The following is a 25,624-nucleotide window of genomic DNA, read 5'->3' on the forward strand; positions in this document are numbered from 1 at the left end:
TCGTGAACTCAACCGTTATTTGCGAGAAGCGAGAGCTTGTGGACGTTGCTCGGACCATCCTTGTCGAGAAGACGGGTCGGATAGTCGCCAGTAAAATAGTGATCGGTGAACAGCGGCGCACGGGAATCGCGTGGCTGGCCGCTGACGGCTTTGTAGAGACCGTCGATCGACAGGAACGCCAGCGAATCCGCGCCGATGTAGCGGCACATCGCGTCGAGATCGGCGTATTGGTTGGCGAGGAGCTTGTCGGCGTCCGGTGTGTCGATGCCATAGAAATCCGGGTGGAAGATCATCGGGCTCGCGACGCGGATATGAACTTCGCTCGCCCCGGCATCGCGGATCATCTGCACGATCTTGACCGACGTCGTGCCGCGCACGATCGAGTCGTCGATGAGAACGACGCGCTTGCCTTCGATGACGGCACGGTTGGCCGAATGCTTCAGCTTCACGCCGAAAGCGCGGATCGACTGCGTCGGCTCGATAAAGGTGCGTCCGACATAGTGGTTGCGGATGATGCCGAGCTCGAACGGGATACCGCTGGCCTGGGCAAAGCCGATCGCGGCGGGTGTGCCGCCATCTGGAACCGGCACGACGACGTCGGCCTCAAGCGGCGCTTCCTTGGCAAGGTTGATGCCCATGTTCTTGCGCGCCGTATAGACGTTGCGGCCGCCGACGACGGAGTCGGGGCGGGCGAAATACACATATTCGAACAGGCAGAGCCGCTCCTGCTTCGGAGCCTGGGGCTTGAAGGCGTCGATGCTGATCGAGCCGTCCGGCTGGATCTCGCAGACAACGACTTCACCGTTTTCCACGTCGCGGATGAACTTCGCGCCAATAATGTCGAGCGCGCAGGTCTCGGATGCGAATATCGGCTTACCGTCGAGTTCGCCCATGACGAGCGGGCGGATGCCGATCGGATCACGCGCGGCAATCAGCTTGGTGCGGGTGAGGGCGAGCATCGCATAGCCGCCTTCCATCTGGCGGATCGCGTCGATAAAGCGATCGCTGGACGAGGCATGGCGCGAGCGCGCGATAAGGTGGAGGACGACCTCCGTATCGGAATTCGACTGGCAGATCGCACCGTCGGCGATCAGTTGGCGGCGCAGGGTCAGGCCATTGGTGAAATTGCCGTTATGGGCGATGGCGATGCCGCCGACCTCAAGCTCGGCGAGGAGCGGCTGCACGTTGCGCAGAACCGTGTCGCCTGTCGTCGAATAGCGCACATGGCCGATGGCCCTGTCGCCCGGCAATTGGGCAAGCGTGGCGGGGTTGGTGTAGTGATCGCCGACAAGGCCCATGCGCCGTTCCGAGCAGAACTGGCGTCCGTCATAGGAAACGATACCGGCAGCTTCCTGCCCGCGGTGCTGCAGCGCATGCAATCCGAGCGCCGTCAGCGTGGCCGCGTCGGTGTGCCCCAAAATGCCAAACACACCGCACTCTTCATGCAGTGTGTCGTCATCGAGGGACATCAATTGGGTATCGTCACGAGAAATGTCGGTCATTACCGCCAGCCTTTCGCCGCAGATTCAATTGAGCCTAATTCATATTATGCCATAGGAGGCAATCGACTAACAGGGCAGGACCCGCGTCCACGTGTCAATCGAAGCCCCTATATGGTGTATAAGCGCCAAGACTCCAAGTCACTGGTTTGTCGCACCACCTTCCGGCGGGATATCTTCCTTCGGTTCCGGCGCAGTCGTCGCGTCGGGCGATGCTTCCGGCGCGGTCGTGCCGGGTTTCAGCCGTTTCAGGATGGTCGATTCGGGATCTTCCGGCAGAAGGCCGACAAGTTTCGCGCCAAGCTGGTCGATCATCGGCTTCGATTTGGCGTTTCCAACCCAGGCTGGCTGGTTTTCCGGCACGAGCCAGTTGAAGAACAGCATGGCGACGACGACGAGAAGTATGCCGCGCGCTGCGCCAAACAGGAAGCCGAGCGTGCGGTCAAGCGCGCCGATGCGGCTGTCGATGATGAAATCGGCAATCTTCATGGTTATAATGGACACGACGATCAGCGTGACGACGAAGACAAGGCCCGCCGCTGCAATCTGCACGATGGTGTCGTTGCTGATGTACGGTGTAAGGAAGGGAACAACAGGCTTGTAAAAGAGATAGGCGGCCGCTGCCGCCGCTGCCCAGGAAACAACCGACAGCACTTCGCGCGAAAATCCGCGCACCATGGCGAGGACCGCCGATACGAGGGTGATGCCCAATAGAATTCCGTCAAGCAACGTAATCGGCATTTACTTTCATCCCCATGTCACTGCCCGATGGCCCCATCCGGTCAGTCTGCGCGTTGTTTCTTGCCTGGTCCCGAAGCCGCGATCCGGGCCACAAGGTCCGGCAACGAAGCCGTTTCGGTCAGAGCGGCATTGCCGTTCTTGGCAACATCGTTGCTTCCCTTGGGAAGAACCGCCTGCTTGAAGCCAAGCTTATCTGCTTCTTTCAGTCTCTGTACAGCATGTGCAACCGGGCGCACGGCGCCCGATAGGCTGACTTCGCCGAAATAGACGCAATCGGCCGGAAGGGCAATACCGGCGATGGATGAAACCAGCGCAGAGGCGACGGCGAGATCAGCGGCCGGTTCAGTAATGCGATAACCGCCGGCAACGTTCAGATAAACGTCATGCTGGCCGAACCGAACGCCGCAATGGGCTTCGAGTACGGCGAGAATCATCGACAGGCGGTTGCCGTCCCAGCCGACAACGGCGCGCCGCGGCGTTCCGAGCGTCGACGGCGCAACCAGCGCCTGGATCTCGACGAGGATCGGGCGCGTGCCCTCCATGCCTGCAAATACCGCTGCGCCCGGGGATTTTTCGTTGCGCTCGCCGAGGAAAAGCTCGGATGGGTTCGCAACTTCCCGCAGGCCGCGGTCGGACATTTCGAAAACGCCGATCTCGTCAGTGGGTCCGAAGCGGTTCTTCACCGTGCGCAGAATGCGGTAGTGATGGCCACCTTCGCCCTCGAAATAGAGCACGGCATCGACCATATGTTCGACGACGCGCGGACCGGCAATCTGGCCTTCCTTGGTGACATGGCCGACGAGAACGACGGCGGCGCCGGTCTGCTTGGCATAGCGGATCATCGCCTGTGCGCCGGCGCGTACCTGCGTCACCGTGCCGGGCGCCGAATCGGCCGCGTCCGTCCAAAGGGTCTGGATCGAGTCGATGATGATGAGGTCGGGCCGCTTCGAATCGGCGATAGTTGCCAGAATGTCTTCGACATTGGTCTCGGCCGCCAACTGCACGTCGGTATCTGCAGCGCCGAGGCGCTGCGCGCGCAACCTGATCTGCGCCACCGCCTCTTCACCCGAGACGTAGACGACGCGGTTGCCACGCCGCGCCAGCGCTGCTGCCGCCTGCGTCAGCAATGTGGACTTGCCGATACCTGGATCGCCGCCGACGAGGATGGCGGAACCGCGTACGAATCCGCCGCCGGTCACCCGGTCGAGTTCGCCGATCCCGGAGCGGATACGCGGCGCATCCTCGATCTCACCAGAGAGGCTGGTGAGGGCGACGGCTCGCCCCTTGCGGGCCGAAAGGCGTCCCGGGCCGCTCCCGATCCCGCCGGAGGTGCCTTCCTCGACCAGCGTGTTCCACTCACCGCATTCGTCGCACTTCCCCGCCCAGCGTGAATGCACCGCGCCGCAGTTCTGGCAGATGAATTGAACCCGGGCCTTGGCCATCAGCTACGCTTTCCCGAATGGAGATAGCGGCGGTGATAGCGATTGCCGAGGCTGGTAAGCATCTCATAGCCAATGGTGCCGGCGGCTCGTGCGGCCTCATCCAGCGCAATGTTGGGGCCTATCAGTTCGATGAAGTCCCCCGGCTTTGCCGCCTCCTCGGGAAGATCCGTCACGTCGAACGAGGTAAGGTCCATGGTGACGCGGCCAATCACCGGCACTTTCTGGCCGGCGATGAACCCTTCGCCGCCCTTGGCGACAGCGCTGCGCAACGGCACACCGCTTCCCGAAGCCGAGCGGAGGTAGCCATCGGCGTAGCCGACCGAACAGATCGCAATCCGCGTATCACGCTCGAGCGTCGCGGTGGCGCCGTAACCGACCGTCTCCCCCTTGCGGCCGTTACGGATTTGTACGATGCGCGCCTCTACCGTCACCACCGGACGCATCGGATTGGCAACGCCGAAGAGTGGTTCGCCGCCATACATAGCGACGCCGGGGCGACTCAAATCGAAGCCCGTATGCAGTGTGTGAAAAACGCCAGGCGAGTTGGCGATACTTGACTGAATGCCTTTGAAAGCGGCTCGAAGCTTTTGAAATGATTCAAATTGCTTGGCCGTCAAGGCGTGGGCCGTGTCGTCGGCCGCCGCAAGATGGGTAATCAGGAGCACCGGGGGCGGTGCGCCGGGCCTTGCGGCATATGCCAGCGCCTCGTCAACCGTCAGCCCGAGGCGATTCATGCCGGTATCTACATTCAAGGCGAATGGCAGCGGCTCGGGACGACCGGAATTCGCGCGCTCCCAAAGCTCGATTTCGTGGGGCGATCCAAGAACCGGGATGAGGTCCGATTGCTCATAGGCGGGAAATGCGCCCTCGAAAAATCCGTTGAGGACGAACACGCGCGCATCCGGCGCAACGGCTTTGACCCGCAAACCTTCTTCTGCAAGCGCGACGAAAAAGCTGCGGCAGCCAGCCTGCCAAAGGGCGGGCACGACATGCACGATCCCGAGCCCATAAGCGTCGGCCTTGACCACGGCCGATGTTTCGGCTGGCTTCGATTTCTCCGCGAGCAGCTGCCAGTTGGCAATGAGAGCATCGAGGTCGATGGTCAGGCGTCCACCGGCCAGCCGCGGGTCGGCGCCGGTCGTGGTCACATTGGTCTTGTTGTTCAAATCATCACTCGAATCGTTCGGGAAGATGCGAATCCTCGGCAAGATCGGTGAAGCGCGTGAATTCCGACTGGAACGCAAGCCTCACGGTTCCCGTCGGGCCGTGGCGCTGCTTGGCGATGATGACTTCCGCCTTGCCTGAAGCCTCGTTGAGATCGGCCTGCCACTTGAAATGCTCTTCCGTCCCTACTTTCGGCTCCTTGTTCTTGATATAGTATTCATCGCGATAAACGAAAAGCACGACGTCGGCGTCCTGCTCGATCGAACCGGATTCGCGCAAGTCCGAAAGTTGCGGGTGTTTGTCTTCACGGCTTTCCACCTGGCGTGAAAGCTGGGAGAGGGCGATGATAGGCGTGTTCAGTTCCTTCCCGAGCGCCTTCAGGCCGGTTGTTATCTCGGTGATTTCCTGAACGCGGTTTTCCGAGGCGCGCTTGGAAGAGCCCTGCATCAGCTGAATATAGTCGATGACGAGAACGTCGAGCCCGCGCTGCCGCTTGAGCCGCCGTGCCCTTGCGGCAAGCTGGGCGATCGAGATACCGCCGGTCTGGTCGATATAGAGCGGCACGCGTTGCATGTGCTGCGAGCAGGCGACCAGCTTTTCGAAATCGGCCTCGCTGATTTCGCCTCGGCGGATTTTCGAGGAACTGATCTCCGATTGCTCGGAAATAATACGCGTCGCCAGCTGTTCCGACGACATTTCGAGCGAAAAGAAGCCGACGACGCCGCCATTCTTGGCCTTGAAGCTGCCATCCGCCTGCTGTTCCGGCTCATAGGCCGCGGCGATGTTGAACGCGATATTGGTCGCAAGCGAGGTCTTGCCCATGCCGGGGCGCCCGGCGAGTACGATAAGGTCGGAAGGCTGCAGCCCGCCCATGCGCGCATCGAGTGCGCGTATGCCGGTGGAGATGCCGGAGAGGTGGCCGTCGCGCATGAAGGCGGCATTGGCCATGTCGACCGCGGACTTCACCGCGTCGGTGAAAGTCTGGAACCCGCCATCGTAGCGGCCGGTTTCGGCAAGCTCGAACAGCCGCCGCTCAGCGTCCTCGATCTGGCCTTGCGGGGCGACATCGACGGGAGCGTCATAGGCGATATTGACCATGTCCTCGCCGATGGTGATCAGCGCGCGGCGGGTCGCGAGGTCGTAGATGGCGCGGCCGTAATCCTCGGCATTGATGATTGTCACCGCTTCGGCCGCGAGACGGGCGAGATATTGCATGACCGTCATGTCGCCGACCTTCTCGTCGGCCGGCACGAAGGTTTTCAGCGTCACCGGATTCGCCATCTTGCCCATCCGGATCATGTCGGATGAGATCTCGAAAATCTTGCGGTGCAAAGGTTCGTTGAAATGGGTCGGCTTCAGGAAATCGGAAACGCGGTAGAACGCATCATTGTTGACAAGAATGGCACCCAGAAGGGCCTGCTCCGCCTCGATATTATTGGGAGCCTCCCTGTAGAAGGCGTCGCGCGCCTCATTGATCTTGCGTACCGTTGCTTCAGCCATTTCGCCTTTTCCTGTTATCCCTTCACTATGGCAACCGGGCATTTGACCGCGCAATGCGGGGTCGAAACATACATTTCAATCCACAACAAAAGCAGACTCGGATTGTTTGAAGCTTGACTCAGAAAGGCAGATTCGGGGCGCGATTCGCCTTCCTGAATTTACACCCGGCGCGGGAATTTGTGCAAATTGCAGGCGGCAATAAGCTGTGTGAACGCCGGCCGCTCCGCACAGCTGCAATGGGACCAGCGCCGATTCTTTAGCGGGGAATGGATCCTCGGGACGGACCGACGATAACGGCAGCATAGGCCCGAGGGTGATCGTGGTGGCATTCCAGGCGCAAGATGACGGCGAAGGGGAAGAGGGGCGGCCTAGCGCCCCGCTACCGACTCCTTCGTATTGACCTGGCTGTTGGCGGAACTGCGCTCGCATTCGAGACGCCTCAGCCGCTTTTCTGCCTCGAATATATAGTCGCGGGTCAGCGGCACGGCCTCCTGCTGGTGCGCCAGCTGGATCTGGAACACGACGAGGTTCTGCCAACGGAAAGCCGCTTCCGAGGCGGCGAGATAGAATTCCCACATACGGCAGAAGCGTTCGTCATAGATCGCCTTGGCCTGTTCGCGATTTTCCATGAAGCGCTCGCGCCAGATACGCAGCGTCTCGGCGTAGTGGAGACGCAATATCTCGATATCGGTGACGACAAGGCCTGCCTTCTCGATATGCGGGACGACTTCCGACAGGGCCGGGATATAGCCGCCTGGGAAGATGTATTTCTGGATGAACGCATTCGTGTAGGACGGACCGTCCGAACGGCCGATGGAATGCAGGAGGAACACGCCATCCTTTTTCAGAAGCCGGGCCGTGTGCTGGAAATACTCGGCGAAATGGCCGACGCCCACGTGCTCGAACATGCCGACGGAAACGATGCGGTCGAAACCGTCCTCCAGCGTGCGATAGTCGCGGAGATCAAAGCGTGCGCGTGCCGAGAGGCCTTCATCGAAGGCGCGCTTGTTGGCAACGCTATGCTGCTCCTGCGAAAGCGTGACGCCCGTAACGTCTGCTTCGAGATATTTGGCAAGGTAAAGCCCGAGGCCACCCCAGCCGCAGCCGATATCGAGCACCTTCTGGCCCTTCCTGGCGAGAAGCTTTGCGGAAATATGGCGCTTTTTCGCAAGCTGCGCCTCTTCGAGCGTCGCGTCAGGGCGCTCGAAATAGGCGCAGGAGTACTGCATGTCACTGTCGAGGAAGAGACGATAAAGGTCTCCCGAAAGGTCGTAGTGCCGCTGCACATTGTTCGATGCGCGGGTCAGCGTGTTCATCTGGTGCAGTCTGCGTGTGGCGCGGCGGATGCCTTCGATTGCCAGCATCCAGGGTTCCCGGGCAACCGTTGCCCCGGTATTCTCGAATATGATCTTGAGGACATCGTAGATATTGCCGTCAAGAACGTCGATTTCGCCGTTCATATAGGCTTCGGCAAAGTGCAGCGACGGGTCGAACGCGATTTTCCGCTCTGCGGCGGCGCTGTTGATGCGAAAGGCGATCGGTTCGCCCGTTCCATCGCCAAACGTCCGGGATTTGCCCGAGGCGTCCGTTATTACAAGGGTACCAGTGTGGATCAGCCGTGATAGTGCAGCCTTTAGAATGGCATTCATGAACAATCTCCATCATTGACGATAGAGCTCGGCCATCAGAGCAAAGGATGTCCAAAAGGTATGTCTTCTTGGGCGGAAACCCGGCGTTCCGGGCAGATTCGGAATAAATTCTGCGGGCGTTGGCTCGACCGATGCGATCGGTCTTGCCGGACCCTTTGACCGTATCCCGAATTTCCTCCGGCAGAATGGTGCCATTTGGATATCCTTTGCTCTAGAAGACTCAACCTTGAGTCTAGGTCGGGCATGGGTAGGACAAGTAAATCTACTCAATTTTTTCGTTCTGAAAAGCAAAAAAACACCCGGCATCTCTGCCGGGTGTTTTGTGCGACTCAAGTAAAGCAGTTACCTCATGGTAACCGAAGTACTATCAGGCGTTTTCTTCGCCTTCTTCGTCCTCGTCGAAGAATTCGTCCGAAAGCGGAGCTTCTTCAATTCCGTAGATCGCCTGAGCGGAGGTAAGGTCTTCGCCCTTTACCTGACGCTCGGCTTCGTCGGCCGTGCGGGCGATGTTGATAGTGACCGATGCCTCAACTTCCGGATGCAGGGCGAGAACGACCTTGTGCAAGCCGATCGTCTTGATGGGCAGGTTGAGCTCAACCTGGTTGCGGTTGAGCGAGAAGCCTTCGGCCGTGATCAGGTCGGCGATATCGCGCGTCGATACCGAACCGTAAAGCTGACCGGTCTCGCCGGCCGAGCGGATGGCGACGAAGGTCTTGCCGTTGAGCTTGTCGGCAATTGCCTGGGCTTCGGACTTGCGCTCGAGATTGCGGGCTTCGAGCTGGGCGCGCTGGCCCTCGAACTTCTTCTTGTTGGCTTCGTTGGCACGAAGAGCCTTGCCCTGCGGCAGGAGGAAGTTGCGGGCAAAGCCGTCCTTTACCTTGACGGTGTCGCCCATCTGGCCGAGGCGGCTGATACGTTCGAGAAGAATGACTTCCATTTTGAGTTTCCTTTCAAGTTCAATTGTCGTTGTTGGGTGTTGTATTCGCAGCCTTCGAAACCGGCGCGCTGCGCGATGTGTCGAACAGACCGGCGAGAAGGAAGAAGAAAAGCACGAAGACGAAGAGCATCACGGCGAAGTAGGCGAACCATAGCGCCACCGGACGCCACGCGGCTCCGCGTGTCCGTGCGTGAAGCATGGCAAAGCCGGCCATGATGAAGCAGGCGCCAAGGGCGCCGGCAAAGGCGGTTGCGGCATAGCCGATACCGCCAGGAAGAAAGCACGCGGCACAGGCAACGGCAAAGACGGCGAGCGCCGGGCGGGGCATGCGCAGGGCGCGCGGCCAGTCATCCCTCGGACGGCGCAGTTTGCCCGACGCTGCCGTGAGACGCAGGGCAAGGTAGAGATTGGCGACGATGATCATCACCCAGACGGCCGGCTGCATGGCCGGCAGGACGCGCACGACGAGCAGGGCCATGTCCTGGACGGCTTCCGCATTGGCGGCAAGTTCTGGATTGCTCGCGGCAAGCTGCTGTCCAAGCGACGCGGCAAGCTGCGCGGCGAAATCATCGCCGAAGCCGATCATCACGCCGATGGCGATGAAACTTGCGCCGACGATCAGCGCGAGGCGAAGCAGCATGTCGGCGATCGGGTACCAGACATAGGTATCCTTCGGGCCGCCGATCTCCTCGGCAGGACGTGCAAGGCCAATGAAGTAGGAAGCTGCCGCGGCGGGCAGCGCCGTGATAAGCACGACGACGATGGCGGCGGTCGGTGCGGCAAGCACCGAAACGGCAACGGCCATGGAGAGGGCGGCAATGAAGCCCGCGCCGGTGCCCCAGCCGAGGGCGGCAACGAAAATCGGAAGCGGGGAAAAAAGCAGGAGCGCCATGGCGAGCGTCGACTGCGTGATGACGCCGACCGAGAGCAGCGCAGCTGCGAGCCCCGCCATTACTCCAACGCCAATATCTTTTGCAGTCAGTTTCATCTCGCTCGCTGTCCTGCTTCTTCAGCAGTTAGAGGCGGTTCTTCGACCAGAGCCTCAACTTGGGTTTTTTTGTTCGCCAGGCCCGCGCCCATCGCGGATGGCAAGGAAGGCGGCGGCTGGGCTGCCGCCTTCGGTCTTGTCTTATTTCACAACGTAGGGCAGGAGGCCGAGGAAACGTGCACGCTTGATCGCCTGGGCGAGTTCGCGCTGCTTCTTCTGGCTGACGGCCGTGATACGGGAAGGAACGATCTTGCCACGCTCGGAAATGTAGCGCGACAGGAGCTTGATGTCCTTGTAGTCGATCTTCGGCGCATTCGCACCCGAGAACGGGCAGGTCTTGCGGCGGCGATGGAACGGACGGCGGGTCGGGATCTGATTGATATCAACCATTATTCTGCTCCTTCACCGGCTTCGTTGTCACGCGGACGACGCGGACGGCGCGGACGATCGTCGTCGCGGCCGCCGAACTTGTTGTCGTCACGGTCACGGCGATCGTCGCGACGTGCGAGCATGGCCGACTGGCCTTCCTCGTGTTCGTCGACGCGAATCGTCATGAAGCGCAGGACGTCTTCATTGATGCGCTGCTGGCGCTCGAGTTCGGCAACAGCCGCTGCCGGAGCAGTGATGTTGAGAAGCGAGTAATACGCCTTGCGGTTCTTGTTGATACGATAGGTGAGGGCACGCAGTCCCCAGCTTTCGATACGCCCGACTGATCCGCCATTGGTCTCAATGATACCCTTGTACTGTTCTACAAGCGCATCGACCTGCTGCTGCGAAATGTCCTGTCGGGCAAGGAACACATGTTCATAAAGAGCCATTGTCTTTGCCTTTCTTCGTTAATATTGCCCGGTATCAACGGTAAACCTCTGCGAATCTCTCTGCCGGAAGACCGGGGAAGAAAGGACGCTGATGGAGACGATCGAGAGCGGAGACACGGGAGGCTGAAGCTTTACGCTTCGACGGATGCTTGATCCGGCCCTCCGTTCAGCCCCCAGCTGACGCCGAGCAATGAACGGGCGGCTTATACGGGCAAAAGGTCAAAGAAGCAACCCGCCCGTCCGAGAATATTCGAGGCAGCGGGATCGGACGATTCAAGCGGATGTAAGCCTCGACGATGGTGCCGGGATCGGCCGACCGTGGTCATGTGCAGCTTCCAGCCAGGCTTCGATGGCGTCGTAGGCATTGTGAACGGCCTCTTCCGGCGTGCTGCCATCGCTCATGCACCCGGGCAAGTCGGGAACATAGGCGACGAAACCGCCGCCATCATCCTCGGAGAGCGGCGAGACCGCGACCGGATACTTATGGTAGGTCATTTGCGCTCCTGACGGCGTCGATGAACTGGACGCTGAGCCAGAATTGATGAGCAGTGCGACGGCTGCAGTCAATATAACAATTGGTTCAATACTGTGGGCTTGCCGGCCGTTGCAGCATCAAAGCTTGACTTCGCGCTTGCCCATAGGCACATCGCGCGTCAGATTGACAAGCGAGCGAACGATTGGAGGCCCTTCCATGTCCATAGCATTCACCTTCCCGGGACAGGGAAGCCAGGCCGTCGGCATGGGCAAGGCGCTGGCGGACAACTTCGCTGAAGCGCGTGCGGTGTTCGACGAGGTGGATGAAGCCCTTGGCGAGAAGCTATCGGCAATCATCTGGGAAGGCCCGGAAGAGACCCTGACGCTGACAGCCAATGCCCAGCCGGCGCTGATGGCGGTTTCCATCGCCGTCCTGCGCGTCCTTGAGGCAAAGGGTGTTTCGCTGCAGAACAAGGTCGCCTGCGTTGCCGGGCATTCGCTCGGCGAATATTCGGCACTTTGCGCGGCCGGCACGTTCTCGCTCGCCGACACGGCCCGGCTTCTCCGTATTCGCGGCAATGCCATGCAGAAGGCTGTTCCCGCCGGCGAGGGCGCCATGGCCGCCATCATCGGGCTGGAGCACGCCGATGTTGAAGCCGTTTGCAAAGAAGCGTCTGCCGGGGGACCTGTGCAGATCGCTAACGACAATGGCGGCGGTCAGCTGGTGATTTCCGGCGCGAAGGCCCCTGTCGAGGCGGCGGCGGCGCTGGCAACGGCGAAGGGCGCAAAACGCGCTATCATGCTGCCCGTATCCGCGCCCTTTCATTCGGCCCTGATGGCGCCGGCGGCTGAGGCCATGCGCGAAGCGCTCGCCGCTGTGCGCATGCAGGATCCGATCGTGCCGCTCATTGCCAATGTGCGCGCAGCGCCTGTCACATCTGCCGATGAAATCGCCCGGCTGCTGGTCGAGCAGGTCACCGGCCAGGTGCGCTGGCGCGAAACCGTCGAGTGGTTCGGCGCAAATGGAGTGACGACGCTCTATGAGATCGGCGCCGGCAAAGTGCTGACCGGCCTTGCCCGCCGTATCAACAAGGACATTTCCGGGGTCGCCATCGGTACGCCGGAAGACATCGATGCGGCAGTCGCCGCGCTCAACGCCTGAGACAAGAGGGACATACCATGTTTGATCTGACCGGCCGCAAGGCGCTCGTGACGGGCGCGACAGGGGGCATTGGCGAGGCGATCGCGCGGATGCTGCACGCACAGGGCGCCACAGTCGGGCTGCATGGCACCCGTGTCGAGAAACTGGAATCCCTGGCCGGCGAATTCAGCGACCGCGTCAAGATTTTCCCGGCCAACCTTTCGAGCCGCGAAGAAGTCAAGGCGCTGGGCGAGAAGGCGGAAGCCGACCTCGAAGGCGTCGACATCCTCGTCAATAATGCCGGGATCACCAAGGACGGTCTTTTCGTTCGCATGAGCGATGCCGATTGGGACAGCGTGCTCGAGGTCAATCTGACGGCAGTCTTCCGGCTGACGCGCGAGCTGACGCATCCGATGATGCGCCGCCGCTACGGCCGCATCATCAACATCACCTCCGTCGTCGGCGTGACCGGCAACCCGGGCCAGACCAACTATGTTGCGTCAAAAGCCGGCCTGATCGGCTTTACGAAGTCGCTGGCGCAAGAGATTGCCAGCCGCAACGTGACGGTCAATTGCGTCGCGCCCGGTTTCATCGAATCGGCCATGACCGACAAGCTCAACGACAAGCAGAAGGAAAGCATCATGGCCGCCATCCCGATGCGCCGCATGGGCACTGGTGCCGAGGTTGCTTCGTCGGTTGCCTACCTCGCCAGCAGCGAGGCCGCATACGTCACCGGCCAGACCATTCACGTCAACGGCGGCATGGCAATGATTTGAGCCTGTTAGTGCAGGTATCGGTGGGTATTGGGTCCAATCCCATTTATGAGATTGAGGCGACGAATAAAGCGTGATAAGTCGCGCACCAGTTTGGGCAGTCAAACCGATTTGATGTCCTTTCAAATTCCGCAAGGAAAGAGCCGCATGGGTGGGTGTTTTGGCTGCCGAACAGGGTAAAACAACCATCTTATTGCTTGATTAGAGTCATCCGTGCCGCTAACCAAGGCATAGGAAAAAACAAACAGGTTGAGGTTCCACATGAGTGATACTGCAGAACGCGTCAAGAAAATCGTCATTGAACATCTGGGCGTTGATGCCGAGAAAGTCACCGATGGTGCGAGCTTCATCGACGATCTGGGCGCCGACAGCCTTGATACTGTCGAGCTCGTGATGGCCTTTGAAGAAGAATTCGGCGTCGAAATTCCCGATGATGCTGCTGAGACGATTCTGACAGTCGGCGATGCGGTCAAGTTCATCGACAAGGCACAGGCCTGATTTTCGTTCGGCTCGCCACCGCGTGGATGGTGATGTAAGGTGTTCTGCCTTCCTCGTTCATGCGTGGAGCCGGAAATAATCATGTTGCATATGACATTGAAGGATCGGCCATGAGGCGCGTTGTCATAACCGGCCTTGGGCTGGTGTCTCCTCTCGCATCCGGTGTTGAAGCCACCTGGTCTCGTTTGCTCGCAGGCCAAAGTGGTGCCCGGCGCGTCACGGAATTTGAAGTTGATGATCTGCCCTGCAAGATCGCTTGCCGCATTCCGGTAGGCGACGGCACCGACGGGACGTTCAATCCGGATGAATGGATGGAGCCCAAGGAGCAGCGCAAGGTCGATCCATTCATCATCTACGCCGTGGCGGCCGCCGACCAGGCGCTTGCCGATGCCAAATGGGCGCCGGAGAGCGATGAAGACCAGATTCGCACCGGCGTGCTGATCGGATCGGGCATTGGCGGTCTCGAAGGTATCGTCGAGGCTGGTTATACGCTGCGGGACAGAGGCCCCCGGCGCATTTCGCCATTCTTCATTCCGGGCCGCCTGATCAATCTCGCCTCCGGGCACGTTTCGATCAAGCACAAGCTGCGCGGGCCGAACCATTCGGTCGTTACCGCCTGTTCGACTGGCGCGCATGCGATCGGCGATGCCTCGCGTCTGATTGCCTTTGGCGATGCCGACGTGATGGTTGCCGGGGGTACGGAATCTCCGGTCAGCCGCATTTCGCTTGCCGGCTTTGCCGCATGCAAGGCGCTGTCAACCGCGCGCAACGATGATCCCACGGCTGCTTCGCGGCCCTATGACGAGGACCGCGATGGGTTCGTCATGGGCGAGGGTGCTGGTGTCGTCGTGCTTGAAGAGCTCGAACATGCCCTGGCACGCGGCGCAAAGATTTACGCGGAAGTGATCGGCTACGGTCTTTCTGGCGATGCCTATCACATCACCGCCCCGTCAGAGGATGGCGAAGGTGCGCAGCGCTGCATGGAGATGGCCCTGAAGCGCGCTGGAATTACGCCCGACGATATCGATTACATCAACTCGCACGGTACCTCGACGATGGCCGACACCATCGAACTCGGTGCGGTCGAGCGCGTTGTCGGCGATGCTGCATCGAAAATTTCGATGTCTTCGACGAAGTCGTCGATCGGCCACCTTCTCGGCGCGGCAGGTTCCACCGAAGCTGTGTTCTGCGTCCTCGCCATTCGTGACAATATCGCGCCTGCCACCATCAATCTCGACAATCCGTCGAAGGAAACCAAGATCGATCTCGTCCCGCACAAGCCGCGCGAACGCAAGATCGATATCGCCCTGTCCAATTCCTTCGGTTTCGGCGGCACGAACGCTTCGCTCGTATTGCGGCGTTATCAACAGTGATGCGAGCACGGCGGGAGCGCTCATTCGCGCTTTCGCCATATTCGCAATCGATTCTACCGGCTCTAGAGCAGAGGATATCCGAGGTGCTTGAGTGAGCTCAGATCAACAGTTTGGAGACGCAAACGCCGGCAATGCGCCGGCGCGCAAACCGATTGTGCCGCAATCGGCATCGGAAGCTTTGCGTCCTGAACCGGGTACACCCCCGCCTGCGCCGAAGAAGCGTTCGCGGCGCGCCCGCAGCCAGATCGTCGTTTTCGCGAATTTTCTGTTCTCGCTGGTTGTGCTGGTGGTGTTGGCCGCGGCCGCTGCGGTGTACTTCGGCAAAATCGCCTTCAACGAGGCGGGGCCTACCGAAGTTACAACCAATTACGTGGTGAAGAGCGGTACGGGTTTTGCCGAGATTGCCGACGGGCTCGAGCGCCGGGGCATCATTTCCGATGCACGCGTGTTTAAATATGCAGTGCGCGCCTACGGCTTTCAGAACGATATGAAAGCCGGTGAATATGAAGTCAAGGCCGGGGCGTCGATGCACGAGATCATGGATCTTCTGCGCAGCGGCAAGTCCGTGCTTCATTCGCTGACAATTCCCGAAGGACTGACGGTCGAGCAGATTTTCGAGCGCATTCAGGAGGACGACGTTCTCACCGGTGATCTGCCCGCAGTTTTGCCGGCCGAAGGTTCGCTCTTTGCCAATACGATGCGCTTCTCACGCGGCACGACTCGCGAGGAACTCGTCAAGAAGATGCAGGCCGATCAGAAGAAACTGGTCGACGACATCTGGGAGCGTCGCGACCCCAGCGTTCCGCTGAAGACCATCGATGAATTCGTCACGCTTGCCTCAATCGTCGAGAAAGAGACCGGCAAGGCGGATGAACGCCCGCGCGTTGCCGCTGTCTTCATCAACCGCCTCAACAAGAAGATGCGGCTGCAGTCTGATCCGACGATCCTCTACGGTTTGTTCGGCGGCAAGGGCAAGCCGACGGATCGGCCTATCCTGAAATCGGACCTCGAAAAGCCGACACCCTATAACACCTATACGGTGAACGGGCTGCCGCCTGGGCCGATTGCCAATCCCGGGCGCGATGCGCTGGATGCCGTTGCCCATCCATCGCAGACCAACGAGCTTTATTTCGTCGCCGACGGGACCGGCGGTCATGTGTTTGCTGCGACGCTTGAAGAACATAATGATAATGTGAAGCGCTGGCGCGAGGTCGAGAAGAATCGCCTGGATGAGGCCGCCAAGGCGGCGACAGGCGACAAGAACGCCGCACCGGACGTCGATAGCGGCAACTAAACGGACGAGCCCGCATTGAAGCCGGGCTCGAGGGGGCACAATGTCACTGCAAAGCATGACGGGGTTTGCCCGGCACCTTCGCAATATGGCCGGCGCACAGATTTCCTGGGAGATCAAATCGGTCAATGGCAAGGGTCTCGACGTGCGGTTTCGACTGCCGTCAGGGCTTGAAGCAATCGAACAGAAGGCGCGCAATTTCGTTGCGCAGCATTTCAAGCGTGGCAACTTCCAGGCGACGCTGACCGTGGATCGCACAGCCAATATGGGTCGCGCCATCGTCAACGAGCCCCTCCTCAAGGAGTTGGCTTCCATCGCGGCACATCTTCGCGAGGAGTACGGCCTTGCGCCGTCGACGCCGGAGGGCCTGATGGCATTGCGCGGCGTGCTCGACGTGCCGCAGGAGGTGGTCTTGCCGGGCGACCAGAGCGAACTCGAACACGCGGTCCTCGCTGTGCTTGACGAAACGCTCATCGAACTTGCGCATAATCGTCAGGCCGAAGGCAAGGCGCTCGGCGAGATATTGCGGGTGCAGATCACGACGATCGAGATGCTGGTGCAGCAGGCGCGGCTTGATCCGAGCCGCTCGCCTGAAGCAATTCGTGCCCGTCTCGCCGCTCAGGTCGCCCTTCTTCTCGATGCGGCGCCCGCACTCGACGAGGCGCGCCTGCACATGGAAGCGGCCTTCCTCGCCACCAAGGCGGATATCCAAGAGGAACTCGACCGGCTGGAAATGCATGTGGCATCGGCGCGCGCACTTTTGAAAGAAGGCAATGGCGTCGGCCGCAAGCTCGATTTCCTTACGCAGGAATTCAATCGCGAGTCCAATACGCTCTGTTCAAAGGCCAATGCTGCGTCGATCACGACAATTGGGCTTGACCTGAAGGCCGTTGTGGATCAATTGCGCGAGCAAATTCAGAATCTGGAGTAATCATGTTCAACAGCATCAAGCGACGCGGTCTCATGCTGGTCCTGTCGTCACCGTCCGGTGCAGGAAAATCAACGCTCGCCCGGTTGTTGCTCAATGATACCGGATTGAAGCTCTCGCTTTCGATCAGCGTGACAACGCGCCCGCGCCGCGCCAGCGAAATCGAAGGCGTGCACTACCACTTCATCTCGGTTCGTGAATTTGAACGTCTGCGCGACAGCGACGCGCTGATCGAATGGGCCGAAGTGCATGGCAATTTTTACGGAACGCCGCGTGAGGCCGCTGAAAATGCCCTCGCCGATGGTCAGGACATGCTTTTCGACATCGACTGGCAGGGCGCCTTGCAACTCCAGGAAAAGATGAAGGGCGACATCGTCAGTATCTTCATCCTGCCGCCCTCGATGGCGCACCTGAAGCAGCGCCTGCATCGCCGCGCCGAGGACACCGAGGAAGTCATCGACATGCGCCTGCGCAATGCGCGCAACGAAATCGAACGCTGGCGTTCGTATGACTATGTCGTGGTCAACGAGGATCTCGACGAGGCATTTCACCAGGTACAGTCGATCGTCACCGCCGAACGGCTGCGGCGTGACCGCTGCCCGGGCCTCTTCGATTTTGTCAGCGGCCTGCTCGAAGAAAAGCTCTAAAGAGCGTTTGCAAGCGCAACGAATTCTTCGATCAAGAGCGTTTCCGCGCGCCGGGTCGGGTCGATCCCGACCTTCTGCAGCAATGCCTCGCCGCCAAGCGGCTTGATGCTCTGCCGCAGCATTTTTCGTCGCTGGCCGAATGCTGCCTGGGTCACACGCCCCAGCGTCGCCGCATCGCACGCGAGTGGCGACTGGCGCGGGACGAGGTGCACGACGGATGAAGTCACCTTGGGCGGCGGAGTAAACGCCTGCGGCGGCACGTCGAAGGTGATTCTTGCCTCGGTCCGCCAGCCTGCGAGAACGCCGAGCCTCCCATAGGCCTCGGAACCCGGCCTCGCGACAATCCGTTCGGCCACTTCACGCTGGAACATCAGCGTCAGCGACGCGTAGAACGGCGGCCAAGGCTCGCTGAGGAGCCAGCCTATCAGCAATTGCGTGCCGACATTGTAAGGCAGGTTGGCAACGATCTTGACCTCGCTGCCATGGGCCAGCTGCGTGAAGTCGACTTCCAGCGCATCGCCGGGAATGACCGTGAGCGTACCCGGATAGTGGTCGGCTATTTCCTGAAGGGCAGCGAGGCAGCGTTCATCGCGCTCGATGGCGATGACGTTGGCGCCTTGCGCCAGCAGGGCGCGCGTCAACCCTCCAGGACCAGGCCCGACCTCGATGACGGTTTGTCCCGCGAGATCACCCGCTTGCCGCGCAATCTTCGCTGTCAGATTGAGATCAAACAGAAAGTTCTGCCCGAGCGATTTCTTCGCCATCAGGCCATGCCGTTCGATGACCTCTCGCAGCGGCGGCAGGCGGTCGATACTCATGCGGCAGGGCGCTTCAGTTGGGCGCGCTTGGCGTGAAGTTCTCCGGCCAGTCTGAGCGCGGCGATGAGGCTGTCGGGCTTGGCTTTTCCCGTGCCGGCTATGTCGAATGCGGTGCCGTGGTCCGGCGAGGTACGGACAAATGGTAAGCCGAGGGTTACGTTAACGCTGTCATCGAAGCCGAGCGTTTTTACCGGAATGAGCGCCTGATCGTGATACATGCAGATGGCTGCGTCATATTGGGTGCGCGCCGCGGCGTGGAACATGGTGTCGGCCGGAAGCGGCCCCCGCGCGTCGATACCCTCGGCGCGCAGCGTCTCGACGGCTGGACGGACAATCGTCTCGTCTTCCATGCCCATGCTGCCGTGTTCGCCGGCATGCGGGTTGAGCCCCGCAATGGCGAGGCGCGGATGAGCGATACCGAACTGCTCTTTCAGGGCGAGGGCGGTGATGCGGGAAACGGTGAGAATTGTCGCTGCATCCAGGACCGTCGCCACTGTGTTCAGCGCAATGTGGATGGTGACCGGCACTGCGCGAAGTTCGGGACCCGCCAGCATCATGACAGGCGTGACCTTATGGCCGAGATATTCGCCGGCAAGATGAGCAAGAAACTCGGTGTGCCCGGGATATTTGAACCCAGCTTCGTAGAGCGGCTTCTTGGCGATGGGGCAGGTGACGACCGCATGGGCTTCACCCGCCAGCGTGAGCGCAACCGCGCGCTCTATTGCCTCGATCGTCGCGGCAGCATTCGCCACCAGCGGCACACCCGGCCTGTCGATCTGCGGGTGCTGCAACGGCACGACCGGCAGCGCCCGTTCGAAAATTCCTGCCGCAGCGTTCGGGTTTGTCGGCTCAACCGGAACATCCAGCCCCAACCGCAATGCCCGCGAGCGAACGAAATCCGGATCGGCGAGGAGGAAGAAGGCAGGAATTTGCATTTCCTGGCGCAATTGCCAGGCGGCAATGGCTATGTCGGGGCCAATGCCCGACGGATCACCGGAACTAACGGCGAGGGCAGCATTCATGCGCGTGCAATCCGATCATTCGTTGACGATTTTCGCCTTGCTGCGCAGTTCTTCGATGTATTTCTTATCGACGGCTTCGGCGGTCGCATCCTTCTTGCCGTCGCCCGTGGCCGCAGCATCCTCCTGTGAGAACACCATGCGGGCAACGCGGTCGTCCGAAACCTGGCGGGATGCGCATACGCCGAGGAATTCAACGCCCTTGCCAGTATCGAGTGTCGTTGTCGCCTGGCCGACCGGCGTCGAGATGACCTGCTTCGACCATTCCGGCGGCAGTTCCTGTTCGATGAACTTGCCGAGATCGAGCACCGTCACGTCTAGTGTGCCCTTGGCGATCTCACGTGTGTTTTCGCAGCCGTTGAAGCGGGCGCGGAGGGCGTTGGCTTCCGCCCGTCGTTTCGCGAGTATGCCGCGATTGTTCGCCGGCACGACGAAGATGACTTGCTGCAACTTGTACTCGGTCGAAACCGGTTTCTTGCCGCCATCCTTCAACATGCGTTGGACGGCTTCCTGCTCCGATACGCGAACGCCGCCCTGGGATTTATTGCGCGTGGAAAGCGCGCGGCCCCAGCTCATCTGGATGCGGATGTATTCCTTGAAGTGAGTGGAAGTTACGCCGGACTTATCGAGAATGGTATTGAGCTGATCGAGCGACATCTTGTTGTTGGTGGCAAAACGCGCATAGGCGTCGTTCACTTCACCGTCTGAAACGAGAAGATTGAGCCGCTTCAGTTCCTGGCGCTTGAGCGCTTCGGTCGTCAATTCGTCCCGGGCTTCCTGGTTGAGGTTGCCCTTCTTCTTCTGCAGTTTGAGGAATGCGGCCCGCTTGGTGATGTCGTAATCGGTGATCGGAATACCGTTGACGATGACCTTGACCTCACTCGCCGCGGCAGGCGCGGCCATTCCACCCAGGAGCGTAGAAGTCAAAGCGGTAGCAATAAGTGCTACAAGTAGATGTTTCCTCGCCATCATGTTCCACTATATCCGATCATAGGCCATTCTTGCCGAATGGATGGTAGTCTTATGGGTTCTCGTGACACTCTATTGTCGCTCTAGTAAGGCAAAAGCATGACTGGCTGCAAGTACAGCCTGTCATGCGAGCGATCAGATACCGCCGATATCAACCGGCTTGCCGAATTCCCACAACGTCCGGAACGAAATATTGAAGCCGAACTTCGTCGTTTCGTCGCCCTTGTCACCCGTCGAGGTGATGGGTTGTTCCTGCTGATAGTACATCATGTAGGTAAAGCATTCGTCGTCATAGGCGAGGGCCGCCGTACGCTTGACCAGCGCTTCGTGGAAGATGTCGTACGTGCCGGATCCGAGAACCCGCCAGTTCGGTGTCATCTTCAACGATCCACCGACCGTTGCCTCATGCCTGTCGTCAGAGAAGCCATAGGTCGGTTGCGCGTCGATAAAAGCATATTTGACGAAGAGCGTGCCGTATTTACCCGTTTCGGTGCTGGCAACTTCGGCGCGCCGAACCGCAAACGAGTCCTTGTCGAAACGGCCACCGGTTGTCAGCGTAAAGCCACCGCGATTGGCGCCGATCATTGCAACATAGTCGGAGCGCGCCGAATCAAGTCCGGATTCGGCACCTGCATTGACAAAATCGGGCCCTGCAAAAGAATTCAGGCCGCCGAGCTGGAAGGATTGGCCGGCGATACCGTTGAGCGACCAGCCATTGTTGAACGTGCCGGAATAACGGAAACCGAGATTGGCGCGCGTGCCGCCTTCGATGCGGTCATAACCAGAATATTTGTCGCGGTCGAAAAGGCTGGAGGCGTCGAAGACAAAGCTCTGCGCGTCTTCGTTCGGCATCTCGCCATTATAGGGCTCGTCGTTGCGCACGAAGAGCTGCGCAGTGGGCTCGAGAATATGCGTCGAACTCGTCGTGGAGAAGAGTATCGGCCATTTGGTTTCCATGCCGGCTGTCGCCATGCCGCGGAAAGCCTCGGATCGGGTCACGCCAGCTGTATCCGAATCGACGTACATTCCGTCGGCGCGTAATGCGAGAATTGGAGTGATCACCAAGCCGTTGTCGGCGATGAACGTGCGTTTCCACTCTGCTTCGCCCGTGATCCGACCGTCGTTACCTTCAACGCCAGCTATATAGCCGCTTCCGCAAGCGGTCTGATTAGTTGGCAAGAAGCAATCGAAGCTGTCGCGATGAAGATTCTGCAAATTCACGTCGAAACTAAGTTCGCCGCCTGCCACGGATTGCGGTAGGTAATACGCATAATCGACAACCGGGAGAACGTATGGTTGTCTTGGCTCTGATGCGCTGGGATTAGAGTCTGGTATGCTTTCCTGGACGTGGAAGCGATAGAGCCGCGCGTCGAAATAGTTGCGGTCGTTAAGCCCCACCAAATAAATCTGGTCGGTGATATTATAACCGGAATAGCCTTCAATGCCGTACCGGTAGGCGAACGACTTGTCCGACTGGGTCATGACATTCCAGCCGTAGGACCAGCGTGGATTGATCTGGAACGCGCCCGTCGATCCAATCATGCCGCGATTGGTCTTCCGGTCTTCCGGCTCACCCGGAGAGAATGTATTCGGATCCTGCTGGCTGATGCCGGCGAGCCTTAACGTATAGGCGCCGTTGGCCAGCCTGTGCCGCCACTCGACATCGCCCAGAAAGCCCTGCTTGGTATAGTAGGTGCCAGTCGTCGTCAGATCGTAGTTCGGCGCCAGGGCCCAGAAATAGGGAACGGAAATACCCGAGCCAAGCTCGGTTTCATGCTGATAACTCGGCATGAGGAAGCCGCTCTTGCGCTTCACGGTCGGGTCGGCAATTTCGAATGATGGCAGATAAGCCAGGGGCATGCCGAACATTTCGAACCGGCCGCGCTCGAAGCGGATCGTTTTCTTCTTGCCGTTCCATACGATCTTTTGGGCGCGAACCTGCCAGATCGGCGCACGATCGGGCTTGGCGCGGCACGGCTCGCACGCCGTATAGATACCATTGTTGAAGACGGTCAGCTCGCCGCCGATACGTTCGGCGCTCTCTGCCGCAAAGCGGGTATTGTCGGCTGCTTCAACGCGCAACGCATTGACGAAACCTTCGCGGAAATCGTCGGTAACGTCGAGATTTTCGGCATAGATGCGATTGCCGTCTTTTTCAACGAGCTCCACCTTGCCCATCGCCTTGAGGCGCCCGGTCTTCTGGTCATAGGTAACCTGACGCGCAACAAGCCTGTTGCCGTCATAATCGATCTGTACACCACCAACTGCGGAAATAGTCTTGGCGTTGATGTCATAGACGAGTTCGTCCGATTCCAGCAGAAGCTGGGCATTCGGGTTGGTCTGGACATTTCCGGTAAGCGCATCAGCGCCGCCCATTTGGGCATAGGCTGGGAGTGAAATCCCGCCCGCAAGGCATAGAACCGCCGTCCCGCACGCCAGCCGTGCGAACCACGTCGGCAACACCGAGCGCGTTACATTCAATCCCACTCTAACCATCCTCCTTGTGCAACAGAAAGGAGACCCCAAAAAATGTTGCAATCAGCACGGGTGTCCATGCGGCGACGAAAGGCGGGACGAATCCTGCGTTCCCGAATGCCTTGACCACAACAGTGACGACATAAAGCACGAAGCCTGCGAGGACGCCACCCAGAATCATCGTCCCCGATTGTCCGAAACGAACAAATTTCAACGAAACGGTTGCAGCGATTAAAGTCATCGCCATCAGAAGAGCCGGCAAAGCCAGCAAAGACTGGAAATGCATGTCAAAAGCGTTGGCCGGATAGCCAAATGAGCGGGCTGCGGCAATTTTGTTACGCAGCTCAAAAAAAGGAATGGTCTCGGGCCGAGCGAGGCTTTCTTCAACGAATTCAGGGCGAAGATGCGTCGGGATCCGAACCTCGTCTTGCGCGACAGGGGTCGAGCCGAGGACGAATTTGGTAACGTCGGCGAGCTTCCAGTAGCCCTCTTCAAGGTCGGCGACCTTGGCGTCGAGCCGCTCGAGAATATCCTGATTCTTGTCGAGCCTGATGAAGGTCGCATCGACCAGGCGCAACCCACGATTGACCACTGACTTGGCACCGATAATGGTCTCGCCATCTTCCGTCTTTTGCCGCAGCCAGGGTACCCGATCGGCCTGCACGTCATTGGCCTTGCCGGCGCGCCAGTTTGCCGTGATCTGCTCGCTGCGGTCGAAGCCCCAGGCGGCGAGGGGATTGACGACCAAAATAGCGACGAGGCCGAACAGGAGTGCGCCGGTGCAGGCGGGCAGGAGGAACTGCCAGGCGGAGACGCCGACCGAGCGCGCGACGACCAGTTCATATTTGCGGTTGAGCGAAATCAGCGTCGCCATTGCCGAGAACAAGGCGAGGAAGGGAAACACCTGCTGCATGATGTAGGGAACGCGCATCGCCGAAAGGCCAAAGGCCTGGATTGCCGAATAGTCGGGGAGCGACGAGAGTTTGCCCGAGAGTTCGGTGAAGTCGAGAATCAGCGCCAGTGCGAAGCTGCCGAAAAGGAAATACATCGTGATCTGCACATAGCGCAGGAAGAAGTAGCGCCCGAGGGTCCAGCCGATCATGAGCGTCCTCCGCGTCCGCGACGGAAGAGTCTGGCGCCAGCCCCGGCAAAGGCGGTCTGCGGCGTCGCGAAGGCATCGCGAACCCAGTTGCTCCATTTTACCGGGACGCCGATCTGCCGGTTGGTAACAAGTGCATAGGTCGCCAGCAAGGCCGCGCCGATCGGGAACGCAAAGAGCAGGGGCAATACCGAGGCATTCTTGTCGCTGCTCTGCCCGGCAGAATAGCCGAGCCAGAACACGATCAGACTAAGCGTGATCGCCGTAAACGATGCCGATACCCGGGCTTCGCGGTGCGAGCGGGAATCGGCGGCGGCTGCGAGCGAGATCAACGCAAAAACAATGGGATACATCCAGTCGGTCAGCCGCTTGTACAGTTCGGACTGATAGCGCAGCGGGTTCTGCTGGAAATATTTGTCGTTGGGATCCGGGCTCAGGAGATAGGTCAGCGGCCGGTCCTTCGGAAACAGCGTGACATTGTCGTCGTCCGCCGGCAGCATTGCTGCAAGGTCAAGCGCGTAGGTGTTGAACTTGATGATCGAGACGTTGCCCGTCTGGACGTCGCGGCGATCGATCTCGCCATCTTTCATGATCAAAAGGTTTTGCTCGCCCGTATCGAACACAAGACCGTCCTTGGCGTAGTAGATGAGGTCGGTCGTCTTGTCTCGCGAATCGGAAACGAAAAGCCCCTTTATCGCGCCATTCGCGTCGCGGTTTTCGATCTGCAGATAGAGGTCCGTGTCGATCTCCTTGAACGTGCCCTGTTGCACGACGAGGTTGATGACGTCGGAGCGAGCTTCGGCAACCATCTGCCGCATGTTCATCGATGAGTAGGGGACGATGAAATTGTTGATGAGGAAAGACGCTGCCGAAATGACGACCGCAAACAGCAAAACCGGGCGGATGACGGCGGAGCGCGGCGCACCGGCGGCATTGATGACGACGAGTTCCGAATCCTGATTCATGGTCGAGAGCGTCTGCGCCACTGCGATCACGAGTGCGAACGGCATCACGATCGGAAATGCTGCCGGAAGCAGGTTCGAGCTGAATTTCAGGATATAGAGAAAACTTTGGCCGCTGGTGGTCAGGAAGTTGATGCGGTTCAGAACCTGAACGATCCATGTGATCCCGACCGCCGATAGCAGCACGGAAAAAAACATGACGACGATCCGTCGCAAGATATATATCTCAATCAGGCGCATGTCATGTTTCGCAAAAGAGTACCGCCACTTTGTTCGACCGACCGGCGACAAAACACCGGTTGCTTAATCCATGCCATGAACTCCATGGCATTATTTTTGCCGCACTATGGGACGAACCCGTTACATGTTCAATAAACCCGACATATGTTCACTCTAGTCAGGCTTGGCTAAAAATAGGC

Annotated in this window: 24 protein-coding genes; 7 read left to right on the forward strand and 17 right to left on the reverse strand. The window is 59.5% G+C overall.

The annotated features are described in order from the left end of the window. Positions 1 to 8: 8 nt before the first annotated feature. The 11 genes from purF to AC1DNI_RS07690 all read right to left on the reverse strand — a co-directional run bounded on the left by purF (position 9) and on the right by AC1DNI_RS07690 (position 11,233). Positions 9 to 1,502: an amidophosphoribosyltransferase gene (purF, locus tag AC1DNI_RS07640; RefSeq protein WP_175492349.1), complete on the reverse strand. Its 1,494-nt coding sequence runs from the start codon at positions 1,500 to 1,502 to the stop codon at positions 9 to 11. 138 nt (positions 1,503 to 1,640) lie between these two features. Continuing rightward, positions 1,641 to 2,240: a CvpA family protein gene (locus AC1DNI_RS07645; protein ID WP_027229810.1), complete on the reverse strand. Its 600-nt coding sequence runs from the start codon at positions 2,238 to 2,240 to the stop codon at positions 1,641 to 1,643. Between the two features lie 41 nt (positions 2,241 to 2,281). Further along, positions 2,282 to 3,682, reverse strand: coding sequence for a DNA repair protein RadA (gene radA, locus AC1DNI_RS07650; RefSeq protein ID WP_027229809.1), 1,401 nt, complete (start codon positions 3,680 to 3,682; stop codon positions 2,282 to 2,284). Continuing rightward, the gene (gene alr, locus AC1DNI_RS07655) at positions 3,682 to 4,848 is read right to left on the reverse strand and encodes an alanine racemase (protein WP_477691394.1); all 1,167 of its coding nucleotides are present in this window, start codon (positions 4,846 to 4,848) and stop codon (positions 3,682 to 3,684) included. The genes radA and alr overlap by 1 nt, the downstream gene beginning before the upstream one ends. Positions 4,849 to 4,852: 4 nt before the next feature. Continuing rightward, positions 4,853 to 6,346 (reverse strand): replicative DNA helicase, encoded by a 1,494-nt coding sequence (locus tag AC1DNI_RS07660; RefSeq protein ID WP_027229807.1) that lies wholly within the window; start codon positions 6,344 to 6,346, stop codon positions 4,853 to 4,855. A gap of 368 nt (positions 6,347 to 6,714) precedes the next feature. Further along, positions 6,715 to 7,995 carry a class I SAM-dependent methyltransferase gene (locus AC1DNI_RS07665; protein ID WP_477691395.1) on the reverse strand — a complete coding sequence of 427 codons (1,281 nt, stop codon included), beginning with the start codon at positions 7,993 to 7,995 and terminating at the stop codon, positions 6,715 to 6,717. Between the two features lie 367 nt (positions 7,996 to 8,362). Further along, the gene (rplI, locus tag AC1DNI_RS07670; RefSeq protein ID WP_091919068.1) at positions 8,363 to 8,932 is read right to left on the reverse strand and encodes a 50S ribosomal protein L9; all 570 of its coding nucleotides are present in this window, start codon (positions 8,930 to 8,932) and stop codon (positions 8,363 to 8,365) included. Positions 8,933 to 8,951: 19 nt separating this feature from the next. Continuing rightward, positions 8,952 to 9,920, reverse strand: a complete 969-nt coding sequence (locus AC1DNI_RS07675; protein ID WP_477691396.1) for a DUF2232 domain-containing protein — start codon at positions 9,918 to 9,920, stop codon at positions 8,952 to 8,954. Between the two features lie 141 nt (positions 9,921 to 10,061). Then, entirely contained in the window at positions 10,062 to 10,310 is a 249-nt protein-coding gene (rpsR, locus tag AC1DNI_RS07680) for a 30S ribosomal protein S18 (protein ID WP_027229803.1), read from the reverse strand. Then, a complete protein-coding gene (gene rpsF, locus AC1DNI_RS07685; RefSeq protein ID WP_027229802.1) occupies positions 10,310 to 10,738 on the reverse strand; it encodes a 30S ribosomal protein S6 in 429 nt (142 codons plus the stop codon). Before rpsF ends, rpsR begins: the two co-directional genes overlap by 1 nt. A 273-nt stretch (positions 10,739 to 11,011) precedes the next feature. Next, positions 11,012 to 11,233 (reverse strand): type II toxin-antitoxin system HicB family antitoxin, encoded by a 222-nt coding sequence (locus AC1DNI_RS07690; protein WP_477691397.1) that lies wholly within the window; start codon positions 11,231 to 11,233, stop codon positions 11,012 to 11,014. Positions 11,234 to 11,429: 196 nt separating this feature from the next. On the opposite strand from AC1DNI_RS07690, the gene fabD reads away from it, so the two are divergent. From fabD to gmk, 7 genes are all read left to right on the forward strand, one after another. Further along, a complete protein-coding gene (gene fabD / locus AC1DNI_RS07695; protein ID WP_477691398.1) occupies positions 11,430 to 12,374 on the forward strand; it encodes an ACP S-malonyltransferase in 945 nt (314 codons plus the stop codon). 17 nt (positions 12,375 to 12,391) lie between these two features. Further along, complete coding sequence (gene fabG, locus AC1DNI_RS07700; protein ID WP_027229800.1) at positions 12,392 to 13,129, forward strand: 3-oxoacyl-[acyl-carrier-protein] reductase; 738 nt, start codon at positions 12,392 to 12,394, stop codon at positions 13,127 to 13,129. A 258-nt stretch (positions 13,130 to 13,387) separates the two neighbouring features. Then, positions 13,388 to 13,624: an acyl carrier protein gene (locus AC1DNI_RS07705; RefSeq protein WP_008128530.1), complete on the forward strand. Its 237-nt coding sequence runs from the start codon at positions 13,388 to 13,390 to the stop codon at positions 13,622 to 13,624. Between the two features lie 110 nt (positions 13,625 to 13,734). After that, complete coding sequence (gene fabF / locus AC1DNI_RS07710) at positions 13,735 to 14,997, forward strand: beta-ketoacyl-ACP synthase II (protein WP_027229799.1); 1,263 nt, start codon at positions 13,735 to 13,737, stop codon at positions 14,995 to 14,997. Between the two features lie 91 nt (positions 14,998 to 15,088). Beyond that, positions 15,089 to 16,291 carry an endolytic transglycosylase MltG gene (gene mltG / locus AC1DNI_RS07715; protein ID WP_477691399.1) on the forward strand — a complete coding sequence of 401 codons (1,203 nt, stop codon included), beginning with the start codon at positions 15,089 to 15,091 and terminating at the stop codon, positions 16,289 to 16,291. 40 nt (positions 16,292 to 16,331) lie between these two features. Next, positions 16,332 to 17,219 carry a YicC/YloC family endoribonuclease gene (locus AC1DNI_RS07720; protein WP_477691400.1) on the forward strand — a complete coding sequence of 296 codons (888 nt, stop codon included), beginning with the start codon at positions 16,332 to 16,334 and terminating at the stop codon, positions 17,217 to 17,219. A 32-nt stretch (positions 17,220 to 17,251) separates the two neighbouring features. Beyond that, positions 17,252 to 17,863 (forward strand): guanylate kinase, encoded by a 612-nt coding sequence (gene gmk, locus AC1DNI_RS07725; protein ID WP_027229797.1) that lies wholly within the window; start codon positions 17,252 to 17,254, stop codon positions 17,861 to 17,863. Here the strand turns inward: gmk and rsmA are convergent. The 6 genes from rsmA to AC1DNI_RS07755 form a co-directional block, all read right to left on the reverse strand. Beyond that, the gene (gene rsmA / locus AC1DNI_RS07730) at positions 17,860 to 18,681 is read right to left on the reverse strand and encodes a 16S rRNA (adenine(1518)-N(6)/adenine(1519)-N(6))-dimethyltransferase RsmA (RefSeq protein ID WP_477691401.1); all 822 of its coding nucleotides are present in this window, start codon (positions 18,679 to 18,681) and stop codon (positions 17,860 to 17,862) included. The genes gmk and rsmA overlap by 4 nt on opposite strands. Then, positions 18,678 to 19,703: a 4-hydroxythreonine-4-phosphate dehydrogenase PdxA gene (pdxA, locus tag AC1DNI_RS07735; protein WP_477691402.1), complete on the reverse strand. Its 1,026-nt coding sequence runs from the start codon at positions 19,701 to 19,703 to the stop codon at positions 18,678 to 18,680. Before pdxA ends, rsmA begins: the two co-directional genes overlap by 4 nt. A gap of 15 nt (positions 19,704 to 19,718) precedes the next feature. Further along, on the reverse strand, positions 19,719 to 20,672 hold the full coding sequence (locus AC1DNI_RS07740; protein WP_477691403.1) for a peptidylprolyl isomerase: 954 nt from the start codon (positions 20,670 to 20,672) through the stop codon (positions 19,719 to 19,721). Between the two features lie 132 nt (positions 20,673 to 20,804). After that, positions 20,805 to 23,156 (reverse strand): LPS-assembly protein LptD, encoded by a 2,352-nt coding sequence (locus AC1DNI_RS07745; RefSeq protein WP_477691404.1) that lies wholly within the window; start codon positions 23,154 to 23,156, stop codon positions 20,805 to 20,807. 1 nt (position 23,157) lies between these two features. Continuing rightward, positions 23,158 to 24,246, reverse strand: a complete 1,089-nt coding sequence (gene lptG / locus AC1DNI_RS07750; protein ID WP_477691405.1) for an LPS export ABC transporter permease LptG — start codon at positions 24,244 to 24,246, stop codon at positions 23,158 to 23,160. Then, positions 24,243 to 25,445 (reverse strand): LptF/LptG family permease, encoded by a 1,203-nt coding sequence (locus AC1DNI_RS07755; RefSeq protein ID WP_036813177.1) that lies wholly within the window; start codon positions 25,443 to 25,445, stop codon positions 24,243 to 24,245. The genes lptG and AC1DNI_RS07755 overlap by 4 nt, the downstream gene beginning before the upstream one ends. Between the last annotated feature and the right edge of the window lie 179 nt (positions 25,446 to 25,624).

The organism is Phyllobacterium sp. 01N428, from assembly GCF_056399405.1.